At 68.8% G+C, this 12,863-nt stretch carries 9 protein-coding genes; 2 read left to right on the top strand and 7 right to left on the bottom strand.

The annotated features are described in order from the left end of the window. Window positions 1–5: 5 nt before the first annotated feature. From ACSHT8_RS16495 to ACSHT8_RS16480, 4 genes are all read right to left on the bottom strand, one after another. On the bottom strand, window positions 6–434 hold the full coding sequence (locus ACSHT8_RS16495) for a CBS domain-containing protein (protein ID WP_436501904.1): 429 nt from the start codon (window positions 432–434) through the stop codon (window positions 6–8). A gap of 76 nt (window positions 435–510) precedes the next feature. Continuing rightward, entirely contained in the window at window positions 511–1,821 is a 1,311-nt protein-coding gene (locus ACSHT8_RS16490) for a maltokinase N-terminal cap-like domain-containing protein (RefSeq protein ID WP_436501903.1), read from the bottom strand. Further along, window positions 1,818–3,605 carry a maltose alpha-D-glucosyltransferase gene (gene treS / locus ACSHT8_RS16485; protein WP_436501902.1) on the bottom strand — a complete coding sequence of 596 codons (1,788 nt, stop codon included), beginning with the start codon at window positions 3,603–3,605 and terminating at the stop codon, window positions 1,818–1,820. The genes ACSHT8_RS16490 and treS overlap by 4 nt, the downstream gene beginning before the upstream one ends. Window positions 3,606–3,724: 119 nt before the next feature. Further along, window positions 3,725–5,686: an alpha-1,4-glucan--maltose-1-phosphate maltosyltransferase gene (locus ACSHT8_RS16480; protein WP_436501901.1), complete on the bottom strand. Its 1,962-nt coding sequence runs from the start codon at window positions 5,684–5,686 to the stop codon at window positions 3,725–3,727. Between the two features lie 882 nt (window positions 5,687–6,568). On the opposite strand from ACSHT8_RS16480, the gene glgP reads away from it, so the two are divergent. Next, window positions 6,569–9,109 (top strand): alpha-glucan family phosphorylase, encoded by a 2,541-nt coding sequence (gene glgP / locus ACSHT8_RS16475; RefSeq protein WP_436501900.1) that lies wholly within the window; start codon window positions 6,569–6,571, stop codon window positions 9,107–9,109. 239 nt (window positions 9,110–9,348) lie between these two features. On the opposite strand, the gene ACSHT8_RS16470 is transcribed toward glgP, so the two are convergent. After that, window positions 9,349–10,485 carry a hypothetical protein gene (locus ACSHT8_RS16470; RefSeq protein ID WP_436501899.1) on the bottom strand — a complete coding sequence of 379 codons (1,137 nt, stop codon included), beginning with the start codon at window positions 10,483–10,485 and terminating at the stop codon, window positions 9,349–9,351. A gap of 336 nt (window positions 10,486–10,821) precedes the next feature. Between ACSHT8_RS16470 and ACSHT8_RS16465 the strand changes: the two genes are divergently transcribed. After that, window positions 10,822–11,427, top strand: coding sequence for a phosphoribosylanthranilate isomerase (locus tag ACSHT8_RS16465; protein ID WP_436501898.1), 606 nt, complete (start codon window positions 10,822–10,824; stop codon window positions 11,425–11,427). A 314-nt stretch (window positions 11,428–11,741) separates the two neighbouring features. Here ACSHT8_RS16465 and ACSHT8_RS16460 read toward each other — a convergent pair whose 3' ends face one another. Continuing rightward, a complete protein-coding gene (locus ACSHT8_RS16460) occupies window positions 11,742–12,137 on the bottom strand; it encodes a rhodanese-like domain-containing protein (RefSeq protein WP_436501897.1) in 396 nt (131 codons plus the stop codon). Continuing rightward, entirely contained in the window at window positions 12,134–12,676 is a 543-nt protein-coding gene (locus tag ACSHT8_RS16455; RefSeq protein WP_436501896.1) for a cysteine dioxygenase, read from the bottom strand. Before ACSHT8_RS16455 ends, ACSHT8_RS16460 begins: the two co-directional genes overlap by 4 nt. Window positions 12,677–12,863 lie beyond the last annotated feature (187 nt).

The raw sequence follows: 12,863 nt of genomic DNA, 5'->3' as shown, positions 1-12,863 counted from the left end.
AGGTCTCATCCTTGGGCGATGTAGGACTGCAGTTGATCTCGATCTGTCTCGAGTTGGCTGATTCGCACCTTCACGACGTCGCCGATGCTGACGATGCCGGTGAGCTTGCCGTCGACGACCACCGGCATGTGCCGGATCCGGCGCTCGGTCATGGTCGAGGCCAGGCTGTCGACGCTGTCCTCCGGGACGCAGGTGACCACGTCCGCGGTCATGATTTCGGCGACGGTGGCGTTGAGCAGGTCGCCGCCGTGCTCGTTGAGCCTGCGCACGATGTCGCGCTCGGAGACGATCCCGACGACGGAATCGTTGTCGACGACCACGAGGGCACCCACGTTGTGTTCGGCTAGCGCTCTGATCAGCCCGGCGACTGTCGTGCCAGGATCAACGGTGGCCACACTCGCGCCCTTGCCACGCAACACATCCGAGATCCGCATGCAGGCCACCTCGATCCTGTTCGTCGCGTTTGTTCCCTGTCGATCAGGTTAACCACGATCCGCCCCGCCCGAAACCTCACGATCTGCGCAAGGCGGCGAGCGGTATGCGAACCCAGTCCGGCCGGTTGCGGTGTTCATAGGCCACCTCGTAGACCGCTTTGTCCAGCTCGAATGCCCGCAGCAGCACCGGGCTGTCCCGCGGATCGGCGCCCGCGACCGAGGCGTAGCCCTCGCAGAAAGAAGCACGATTGCGGTCGCTCCACTCCGCGGCCCTGGTCGCGCGCTGGTGGTCGTCGTCGGCGCCCAGCAGCTGCCAGGCCGCGTAGTCGAACGACCGCAGCATCCCCGCCACGTCCCGCAGCGGCGACCGCGGCACCATCCGCAGCTCGGGCGGCGCGGCGGGCTCACCCTCGAAGTCGATCAGCACCCAGCCCGCCGTGGTCCGCAGGACCTGGCCCAGGTGCAGGTCGCCGTGGATCTGCTGGACCTCGACGCCGTCGGGCAGCGCACGGACCGCGTCGAACGCCGCGCGCAGCATCGGCTCGTGCTCGGCCAGCGCCGGGACCGCGGCCAGCACCGCGTCCAACCGGCCGTGCATCGACTCGGCCTCGCCGTTGACCCGGTCGGCCTTCACGACCTCGGTGCCCAGCGCGGCCGCCAGGTCGGCGTGCACCTGCGCCACCGCGGCACCCAGCCGCGCCGACTCGCCCGCGAAGTCGCCGCCCACCTCACCGGCGTGGAGGTCGCCCTCAGCCAGCAGGTCGCGCACACTCGCGGTCGCCGTCGCCCAGCCCTCGGCGGCGTCGGCCAGGTAGCGCTGGGCGAACCCGAGCACCAGGTCGTCGGTCTCCACCACGGCCACCGGCTCGGCCACCTGCGTGCTGCCGACCCGGTGCAGCGCCCGGTGCAACTCGACGTCACGGTTGGGCGGCTGGTACGGGCGGCGGAACAGCTTGAGGATGTAGTGGTAGCCGAACACGATCGACGTGTTGCTCTGCTCGACCCCGATCGGCCGCGCGCGCAGGCCCGTGACCAGCTCCACCTCGGGCGTCCACCGGACACCGCCCTCGGTGCGGCCCTCGGCCATCAGCTCCAGCAGCACCGCCATCAGCTCGGGGTCCTGGGTCGCCTCGTAGGCGTAGGACTCGCCGAGTCTGCCGATCACCGGGCCCTCCGGCACCTCGTCCCGCACGCCGATCAGCACCTGGTAGACGTCGCCGTCGGCGTCGATCAGGGCGTGGATCAGACCGGGGGCCAGCATCGCGGCGCGGTCGACCCGGAGGTCGACCACCTCGGCGCCCTTCGCGGCGAACCAGCGCTGCGTCGGCAGCCACTCGCGCAGGTCGTCGGCCAAGGACTCGACGGCGTGCTGGGGACGGGTGCTCACGGTCCTTCGCCCTCCTCGGGGGTGAGCTGGAACCAGTAGAAGCCGTGTCCGGGCAGCGTCAGCAGGTAGGGCAGCTCACCGATCGGCGGGAAGCGCACCCCGCCGGTCAGCTCGATCGGAACCCAGCCCGCGTGGTCGGCCAAGTGCAGCTCCACCGGCTGGGGGAAACGGGACAGGTTGTTCACGCAGATCACGACGTCGTCTTCGTGGCGGCGCAGGTAGGCGAGGACGCTCGGGTTGGACGCGCCCAACTCGGTGAAGTCGCCGAGGCCGAAAGCCGGGTGCTCCTTGCGGACCTGGAGCATCCGGCGGGTCCAGTGCAGCAGCGAACTGGTGTTGTTCATCTGCGCCTCGACGTTGACCGCCTGGAAGCCGTAAACCGGGTCGGCGATCGCGGGCAGGTACAGGCGGGCCGGGTCGCAGCGGGAAAAGCCCGCGTTGCGGTCCGGCGACCACTGCATCGGCGTGCGGACGGCGTCGCGGTCGCCGAGCCAGATGTTGTCGCCCATGCCGATCTCGTCGCCGTAGTAGAGGACGGGCGAGCCGGGCAGGGACAGCAGAAGAGCGGTGAACAGCTCCATCTGGTTGCTGTCGTTGTCCAACAGCGGCGCCAAGCGTCTGCGGATGCCGATGTTGGCCTTCATCCGCGGGTCCTTGGCGTACTCCGCGTACATGTAGTCGCGTTCCTCGTCGGTGACCATCTCCAAGGTCAACTCGTCGTGGTTGCGCAGGAAGATGCCCCACTGGGCGGCCGCGGGGATCGCGGGCGTCTGGGCCAGGATCTCCGAGATCGGGAACCGCGACTCGCGGCGCACCGCCATGAAGATCCGCGGCATCAGCGGGAAGTGGAAGGCCATGTGGCACTCGTCGCCGTCACCGTCGCCGAAGTACTCGACCACGTCGGCGGGCCACTGGTTGGCCTCGGCGAGCAGCACCCGGCCGGGGTACTCGTCGTCGACGACCTTGCGGCAGCGCTTCAGGAACTCGTGGGTGCGCGGCAGGTTCTCGCAGTTCGTGCCCTCTTCCTCGAACAGGTAGGGCACGGCGTCGAGCCGGAAGCCGTCGATGCCGATGTCCAGCCAGAACCGCAGCACGTCGAGCATCGCCTCGGCGACCTCGGGGTTCTCGTAGTTGAGGTCGGGCTGGTGGGAGAAGAAGCGGTGCCAGTAGAACTGGCCGCGCACCGGGTCGTAGGTCCAGTTCGACGTCTCGGTGTCGACGAAGATGATCCTGGCGTCGGAGTACGCCTCGTCGGTGTCGGACCAGACGTAGTAGTCACCGTAGGGGCCGTCCGGGTGCTGCCGGGACTCCTGGAACCACGGATGGGCGTCACTCGTGTGGTTGAGCACCAGGTCGGTGATCACCCGGATGCCGCGCTGGTGGGCCTGGTCGAGCAGGTGGACGAAGTCGTCGACGGTGCCGAACTCGGGCAGCACCGCGCGGAAGTCGCTGATGTCGTAGCCACCGTCACGCAGCGGGGACGCGTAGAACGGCGGCAGCCAGAGGCAGTCGACGCCCAGCCACTGCAGGTAGTCGAGCTTGTCGGCGAGGCCGCGCAGGTCGCCGGTGCCGTTGCCGTCGGAGTCGTTGAACGCGCGGCACAGGACCTCGTAGAAGACGGCGTTCTTGTACCAGTGCAGATCCGTCGGAACGGTTCGGGCATGGCGGAAGTCCTCGGCTTGGGGCTCGACAAGATGACCGTCGTCGGTCATCGCCTCGCCCGTGTGCGGGATTCCGTCAAGCCCGAGTGCCGCGTCCGGCGCGGTCGCGTCGTGAACCGTCATGCTGAGTCGCCCTCGTGATAGTCGCCGTTCGACAATGCGTACCACGAACGGAGCGCCTGGTCAGCGTGGCGCTGCCTGCTCTTGATGTGGCGGTACCACCGATCCCGACAGGTGAACCCTCACCGCCGAACGTGAACGATGTGCGCCACCGCCTGCCACGGGTCGAGCCGGACGAAATTCGCCGACCCCCACTGCCAGGTCTGCCCGGAGACCTCGTCGTGGGCGGTGTAGGTGCGGTGCGGGTCGAGCCCGATGGCGGCCAGGTCGAGCCACAGCGTGCCCTGCTGGGCGGCGTTCGGGTCGAGGGTGATCACGGTGACCACGGTGTCGCCGGTCGCGGGATCGACCTTTGAGTACGCGATCAGCGCGTCGTTGTCCACGTGGTGGAACCGGAGCGTGCGCAGCTGCTGCAGCGCCGGGTGGGTCCGCCGGATCGCGTTGAGCCGGGTGATCCACGGTTGCAACGACCGGCCGTCGGCCATCGCCTTGGCGTAGTCACGCGGCCTGAGCTGGTACTTCTCCGAGTCGAGGTACTCCTCGCTGCCCTCGCGGACGGCTTCGTGCTCGTACAGCTCGAAGCCGGAGTACACGCCCCAGGTGGGGGCCAGCGTCGCGGCCAGCGCCGCCCGGATCGCGAACATCGCGGGCCCGCCGTACTGCAGCGACGCGTGCAGGATGTCGGGCGTGTTGACGAACAGGTTGGGCCGCGCCTCATCGGCGTGCTCGACCAGCTCGACCCCGAAGTCGATCAGCTCCTGCTTCCCGGTCCGCCACGTGAAGTACGTGTAGGACTGGGTGAACCCCAACCGCGCGAGCCCGTAGAGCCGCGCGGGCCGGGTGAACGCCTCGGACAGGAAAAGAACGTCCGGGGCCACGTCCTTGACCTGCTTGATCAGCCACTCCCAGAAGTCCGGCGGCTTGGTGTGCGGGTTGTCGACCCGGAAGATGCGCACCCCGTGGTCGACCCACAGCAGGATGACCCGCAGCACCTCGGCGTAGAGGCCCTCGGGGTCGTTGTCGAAGTTGATCGGATAGATGTCCTGGTACTTCTTCGGCGGGTTCTCCGCGTACGCGATGGACCCGTCCGGCCGCGTCGTGAACCACTCGGGGTGCGCCTCGACCCAGGGATGATCCGGCGCGCACTGCAAGGCGAAGTCGAGTGCGACCTCAAGGTCGAGCTCCTTCGCCCTGGCCACGAACGCGTCGAAGTCCTCGAACGTCCCCAACTCGGGATGGATCGCGTCGTGCCCACCCTCAGCCGACCCGATCGCCCACGTCGACCCGACGTCCCCCGGAGCGGACAGAACGCTGTTGTTCGGCCCCTTCCGATTGACCGCGCCAATGGGATGAATCGGCGGCAGATAGACGACGTCGAACCCCATGTCCGCCGCCCGCTCCAGTTCTTTGGCGGCGGTCTCGAACGTCCCGTGCACCGGCCGCCCGTCGGCGTCCACACCCCCGGTCGACCGCGGGAAGAACTCGTACCACGACCCGTAGAGCGCGGCCTTCCGGTCGACAAGCAGCTGCAGCGGCCGCCCCTTGGTGATCAGCTCCCGAACCGGGTGCGCCGTCATCACCCGCTTCGCGGCCTCCGACAACGCCTCCGCGATCCGCGCCGGCAGCGGCAACCCACCATCCCGCAACGCCCGCGCCGCCGACACCAGCAGCTTCCGGTCCCCACTCCGATCCGGCCTGCGCGCCACCCGTTCCAGCAGCCGCGCGCCGACCTCAAGATCATTGGCCAACTCGTCAGCGGTCTGCGCCGCCGCCACCTTCACCTCGACCGCGTGCCGCCACGTGGCCCATGGATCACTCCACGCGTCCACCCGGTACGTCCACAATCCGGGATGATCGGGCACCACCTCGGCCACCCACCGATCCTCGGCCTCCATCCGCATCGCGGTCCGCCGAGCCTTCACATCCCCAGGCCCCCGCCACGTAACAGTCGCGGCGACGGCGTCATGGCCTTCTCGCCACACGGTCGCCCGGATCGGAATGTGCTCGCCCACCACCCCTTTCGCCGGATAGCGCCCACACGCCACGATCGGGGAGACATCGTCGATACCCAGCCGACCGCTCACCGGTCAGGCTCCTCTCGTTTCGGCTGCCTCCCCCCAGTCTGCCTTGCTCGATCCAGCCCCACGCAACGAACACCTCCCGCCCCCTCCCACACCCTCGACCCCTACCCCCCCAAACACCCACCCCCGCACCGCACACACCACCACACACACCAACCCCACACTCGGCCAACTCGCCCGCAGCCGCAGCCGCAGCCGCAGCCGCAGCCGCAGCCGCAGCCCGCACCCACGCGCGCCGCGCCACGCACTGTGCCGGGCGCCCGCGCCGCGCAGTGCCGTGCCCGCACCGCACTGCGCACGCAACGTGCGCTGCGCACCGCGCCGTGCCGCCCTCTCGCCGTGCTGTGCCGTGCCCCGTCGCGCCGTGTCACCCGCCGTGCCGCGTTGCGCCGTGCGGCACCGCAAGCCGTGCTCTCACGCGCACGCCGTGCGCCATGCCCCACCGCGCCGTGCCCGGTGCCCCGAGAACCGTGCCCCGTGCCCCGTGCCCAGGCGCCCACGTCCGGCAGCCGTCTCCCTGCATTGCGACAACGCACTGCGCACCGCCGGTGTCAGCGCGCCCGCACCTCTCGCCTGCGCACCCCGGCAGTTCGCGCCCCCCGCACCGCCCGGTGCCCGTGCCCTGCCGTTGCCCACTACCCGCATCCGCAGGTCTGGTGCTCGGCAGCCCAAGCACAGGGCCAGCGCCCCGGAGCGCTCAGCCGCCTCGGCGCCCCGCGGCCTTCCGCCGCGCTGGTGGTGCGTCGCTGAATCGATCGGTGTCGAGTCTTCGCGTGGTCAAACCTCCTTTCACCTGCGCCTTTCGGCGTGTGGTCGCGCGATCTGGGGGTCGGCGTCCCCTGGGGTGGCTTGCTCGATCCAGCGTGGCCGCTAGGGTCGTCCTCCGTGAGAGCCGTACGCCGATTCACCGTCCGTGCCGGTCTTCCGGAGCAGCTTGCCGATCTCGGCACGCTCGCCACCAACCTGCGGTGGACCTGGCACCCGCCCACCCAAGACCTGTTCGCCGCCGTCGACCAGGACATCTGGCAGCGGGTCGGTGGTGACCCGCTGCACCTGCTGGCGCAGGTTCCGGCCGAACGGCTGGACCGCCTGGCCGCCGACGAAGAGTTCCTCGACAGAGTGCGCGCGATCTCGGCCGACCTCCGGCAGTACATGGAGGAGCCCCGCTGGTACCAGCGCCGCGGCGAGGAACTCAACGGCACCCGGTTCCCCGCTTCCATCGCCTACTTCTCGATGGAGTTCGGCGTCACCGAGGCGCTCCCGAACTACTCGGGTGGACTCGGCGTCCTGGCAGGCGATCACCTGAAGGCCGCGTCCGACCTCGGGGTGCCGCTCATCGGCGTCGGTCTGCTGTATCGGTCTGGTTACTTCAGGCAATCCCTTTCCCTCGATGGCTGGCAGGTCGAGCACTACCCGATCATCGACCCGAGCGGCTTGCCGCTCGAACCCCTCGCCGAGCCGTCCGGGGCGCCCATCCTGGTTCACGTGGCGATGCCCGGTGGGCGCATCCTGCGCGCCAGGATCTGGAAAGCCCAGGTCGGCCGGGTGCCGCTGCTGCTGCTGGACTCCGACATCGAAGAGAACTCCGACGACCTGCGAAGCGTCACCGACCGGCTCTACGGCGGCGACCAGGACCACCGGATCCGCCAGGAGATCCTGGCGGGAATCGGCGGTGTCCGCGCCGTCCGCACCTACTGCGAGCTGACCGGAACTCCGCAGCCCGAGGTCTTCCACACCAACGAGGGCCACGCCGGTTTCCTTGGCTTGGAACGACTCCGCGAGCTCGTCTCCGGAAACAACCTCGAAGTCGACCAAGCGATGTCAGTGGTCCGCGCGGGAACTGTGTTCACGACCCACACACCTGTCCCCGCGGGGATCGACCGGTTCCCGGTGGATCTGGTCCAGCACTACTTCGGCGATGAATCCCTCCTTCCTGGTATTGATCTTCGCCGCATCTTGGCGCTGGGCGCCGAAGACAACGCGGGCATGTTCAACATGGCTCACATGGGCCTGCGTCTCGCCCAGCGCGCCAACGGAGTCTCGAAACTCCACGGCGCCGTCAGCCGATCCATGTTCGGTGGCCTGTGGCCCGGGTTCGACACCGATGAGGTGCCGATCTCGTCGGTGACGAACGGTGTCCACGGCCCCACCTGGGCGGCGCGGGAGATGTCCACCGCCTTCGGCGACGCATCGTCCGAGGACGGTGCGGCCGCGGTCGACGCGCTGGACGACACCGAGCTTTGGCGGCTCCGGTGTGGCTTGCGCGAGCGCCTGGTCGGGGAGGTCCGCCGCAGGGTGCGCGCCGCCTGGCTGCAGCGTGGCGCCTCCGCGCTCGAGCTGAACTGGACGGACTCCGTCTTCGACCCGGATGTGCTCACGGTCGGCTTCGCTCGCCGGGTGCCGACCTACAAGCGGCTCACGCTGATGCTCCGCGACCCCGAGCGCCTGCGTGCCCTCCTGCTCCACCCGGAGCGTCCCGTTCAACTCGTCGTCGCGGGTAAGTCTCATCCCGCCGACGATGGTGGCAAGGCGCTGATCCAGCAGATCGTCCGCTTCGCCGACGACCCGCAGGTTCGGCACCGCATCGTCTTCCTGCCCGACTACGACATGTCGATGGCCCGCTATCTGTACTGGGGCTGCGACGTCTGGTTGAACAATCCAATGCGGCCACTGGAGGCGTGCGGAACCTCCGGGATGAAGGCCGCGTTGAACGGTGGCCTGAATCTGTCCATTCGGGATGGATGGTGGGACGAGTTCTACGACGGCAGCAATGGCTGGGCCATCCCGACCGCCGACGGCGTCAACGACCCCGTGCGGCGTGACGACCTGGAGGCGGCCGCGCTGTACGAACTGCTCGGATCACAGGTTGCTCCTCTCTTCTATGACCGCGACCAAGCCGGGGCGCCCAGCCGCTGGATGTCGATGGTTCGACACACGTTGCAGTCGCTCGGCCCGCAGGTGCAGGCCTCGCGCATGGTTCGGGAGTACGTCGAAGCGCACTACGCGCCCGCCGCGACCGCGGGCGTTGTCGCGCAGTCCGATGGATTCCAGGTCGCGAAGGATCTGGCGGAATACCGGCGGCGGCTCGCGGGTGCCTGGCCGCACATCCGGGTGACGAGCTGCGAGTTGGCCCTCGAGGACGGACACACACCGGTGATCGGGGATCGCGTGCACGTCCACGCGTCGGTCGATCTGGCCGGACTCGATCCGTCCGATGTCGAGGTGCAGGCTGTTGTCGGGCGGGTGAGTGATGCGGATGAACTCAGTGACGTCGTGACCGCGCCCATGCGCCCGGTCGCTGATGGTCGGTACTCGGCCGAGGTGACGCTTCCGCATGCCGGTGCGCTCGGCGTCACGGCTCGAGTGCTGCCGAAGCATCAGCTTCTCGCGACTCAAGCTGAGTTGGGCAAGGTCGTCCTTGCTTAATGGTTGTTGCTAATAAGCCTCCGTTGCGTTGATCGAGGTGGCTGGCTGATTAATGGCGTCCGGATCGTCCGGACGCCATTAATGCTTGCACCGCCGATCCGGCTCGCGCCACCATATTCGCTCGATCGAGTGAATGTCGATTTGTGCAGCTCATGCGCCTGATGATGTCTGTATCGTCGAACACGTGATCGAACGGCGTGTTGATGATAAGGAGGTCATCGTGCGTTATCTGCGAACTGTTAGCCGATGTCGAGTCGACTCCGCGCAGCTGCGACCCGCGGCCACCACGGCACCAATTTCTCCGCCTCGGCCAGGGCTTGCCGCGCCGAGCGGTTGTCTCCCGCTGTCATGTGCGCCCGAGCCAACGTCGCCAGGTCGTCGGCGCGCCCCAGGCGGTCGTCGCCGAGCTCCGCGGCCAGGCGTGCGAGGGCGATGGCTTGCTCGGCGTTGCCCGAAAGCAGCTCGTGCAGTGCCCGCGATCCGTTCAGTTTGTGCTTGGGATAGCCGAGGGTCGTGGCGTTCTCGATCGCCTGTGCTGCGGTGCTGAGTCCCAGCTCCGGGTCGAGCTGCCCCGCTTCCACTGTGGCGCAGGCGAGTCCGCCGAGCGCGGCGAACGCGACCGCCGCTTCGGCGGGCGTCTGCCCGGGGTCCTCGACGAGCGTCATCGCGACCATCAGCGCTTCCGCGAAACGCCCCTGGGCTTGGAGGACGAGCACTCGCGCCGCGGTCGCGGTACGCAGACCCGGGTAGTCGTCACGGAGTTCAGCCGCAAGCGCCGCGGCGATGTCGAGGTGGCCGTCCTGAGCGGCATCGACCGTCCGCGCGACCAGCGGAGCCGCATCCAGCTGTTGCGCACGGATGCCGGTGAGGCGAGGGAGGTGGAGAACCAGCCAGCCCGTGGACGTCGATGTGGCGCTCTTGCGCGGGATCAACGCGTGGCCGACAGCGAACGAGCATGCGATGGCGAATCCAATGCGGAATGCGCTCAACGTGGCGATGACGGCGAGAACAGACAAGGCAGTGACGATCAGCCCGAACATCATTGACGAGAACGCGGCGCCCCACATCCGCTTTCGGGCGGGGGCCTTGCCAGGGCCGACCGAAACCGAGAGGAAGAGGGGAATCGCGCGGACGACGACGACACGTCGCGGCGTCGTCCAATCCTTGATTCGCCCACCAATGCCGACTACCACTCGGTGAACGCGCACAGAAAGCGCCAGGGCGCCGACGAGCAGGCCGAGTTGAAGCGAGAGGAGGCCGACCAGGAGGCCAGCGAGAGTGCCGAGGAGGCCTCGGCCTACCGCTTCCACCGACCGTTCGACCACGGCGACCGTGACCGCCGTGGCGATGACGGATAGGAAGACGGGACCTTGCATCGCTCGAAGTAGCCGCACGGGATGCAGACGCTACGCGGGAACATCAGGTTCCCCTCGACACGGAGGGAGGTGGTTGCCAGGGTGGAGTAGGTCGAACGATTAGGTGCGACCTTGGGACCACCGACTGGGTCGGTCAAGGTGTCGAACTAGCCGGGGACCGGGGCGTTCTCGAAGCCACCGGGTGTCGCCGGCGAGATCTATGCCGTTCCACGCGGAGCGCCTGCTGGGTTGCGCGGTGTTGGGTGCGCGCGGGGCGCCACGGGTAGGCGGACGAAACTGGCGGGGTCTGGCGGTGGGCGGGACCGCTGGGGTAGGTGCGCAGGTACATTCCCGGGAATGTTCGTCAAGGTGTGCGGCTTGCGGACCGCTGGAGATGTGCGGGCGACGGTGGACGCGGGTGCGGACGCGATCGGATTCGTCTTCGCGGAGAGCATTCGGCAGGTAACGGTGTCCGAGGCGCGGCGGCTCGCTTCGGAGGTGCCGGGTGGCGTGCTGACGGTGGGCGTGTTCAAGGGGCAGTCGGCCGAGGAGGCCGCGGAGATCACGCTGGCCGCCGGGATGGGAGCGGTGCAGTTGCATGGCGACTATCCGGTGGAGGCCTTCAAGGTGTTCGCGGACTTGCCGGTGCAGGTTGTCCGCGCGAACGCGCTCGAGGTCGGGACGGACGTTCGAGTTGGGGCGTTCGGCGAGGACATGCTGTTGCTCGACTCGAAGGTCGCGGGTTCCGGGGAGCAATGGGATCTTGGGTTGCTCGACGGGGCGCGGCCGTCCGGGCGGTGGATCTTGGCGGGCGGGTTGCGGCCGGACACGGTCGGCTCGGTGATCGCCGCGGCGGGGCCGTGGGGTGTGGACGTGTCGAGTGGTGTGGAGTCGGCGCGCGGGCTGAAGGACGCTGAGCTGATCCGGGCGTTCGTCGCGGCAGCGAAGGCCACGCATGGGTGACCGGCGCGACGCCGAAGGGGAACTCGGGGGACCGCCGCTTCCGCTGAATGGCTACGGGACTGCGGGTTCCACGGGTGTTAGGACTGCGGGTTCCGTGGGTGGTCAGGGCCCGCGCGGGCTCCGAGGGTGGTACTGGACTGCGGGATCTGCAGGTCGCTATGGACCGGCGGGTTCTGTGGGTAGTGAGGGGACTGCGGGATCTGCCGGTGGCTAGGGCAGGCGGGATCCGGGTGGTTACGGGGCTGCGGGATCTGCGGGTGGCTAGGGCCGGTGGGGTCTGTGGGTGGTTAGGAGACTGGCAGGTCCGCGGGTGGTTACGGGACGGCGGGGGTGCCGCCTGGTCTGGTGGGTAGGCCTTCGGCGTTCCAGGCGCGGAAGCCGCCGACTAGGTCGGTGGCGTTGCGGAGTCCTAGGCGCTTGAGGTCTCGGGCGGCCAGGGAGGAGGCGTAGCCCTCGTTGCAGATGACGATCACCGTGGTGTCTTCGGTGAAGCCGGGGAGGCGGTGGTCGCCGTGGGGGTCGAGGCGCCACTCCAGGTGGATTCGTTCGACGGGAACGGAGCCGGGGATCTCGCCTTCCTCCTGCCGGTTGGCGAAGGGGCGGATGTCGATCAGCAGGGCGCCCGTCTGTCGGAGTCGGTCGGCCTCGGCGGGGTCGACTCGGTCCAAAGTGGACCTGGCGTGGGCGAGGTAGTCGTCGATGGCGCTCATGTGGTGGCTCGCTGGGTCGGCAGGGTGGGGATCTCGTCGGGGACGTCGCGGAGGCTGGCGTAGTCGCGGGTGGGCACCAGTGGGGGCGAGTAGGCGTGCACGCTCGCGGCCATCCGGGTTCCTAGATTCTGCACCTGGTGGGCGCGGCCCGCACCGAAGGCGACTGCCGCGCCCTGGGTGTGGAGTGCGTTGCGGATCGGGCCCGCGGGATAGCGATAGGTCTCGGCGAGTTCGCCCATGATCACCGTGAACGAGCCTGCCGCGCCGCCGTGGTCGTGGGGGAGGGTGCCCTGGCCGGGGAGCCAGGACAGCAGCCAGACCTCGACCTCGTCGGTCACGGCCACGCGGGTCCACCAGCGCAGCGGGCTGGCGAAACGCACCACGTCGAGGAGGCGGGTGGAGAGCCGGTCGGCGATGGTCGAGGTGAGGGTGCGCAGTTCGGCTGGGGTCCACAGCGGGTGCCGGGAGTGGATCAAGCCGCGCAGGGTTGGAGAGTCGAGGCGGGGGTGGATATCGAGATCGGCGACCGTGGAAGTCAAGGCGGGCTCCTCGTTCGTGCCAACTGATGACAGCGAAGCGCGGCCCGCCGGGATGGTCAGCGACGGAGGGATCCAGCGGGCCGCGTGGCGGTACAGCCGCACGAGGCCACCAATTTGTGGTCGATCGTGCGGTCGCGCCACGGGAACAGCGACCTGGTCACGCCGTCATCGTGGCACGGGCGCGCGG

It is taken from the genome of Actinokineospora sp. HUAS TT18 (assembly GCF_051364635.1).
Taxonomy (GTDB): Bacteria; Actinomycetota; Actinomycetes; order Mycobacteriales; family Pseudonocardiaceae; genus Actinokineospora.
The sequence above is the reverse complement of the archived record's forward strand: the minus strand, read 5'-3'. Positions and strand labels throughout refer to the sequence as shown.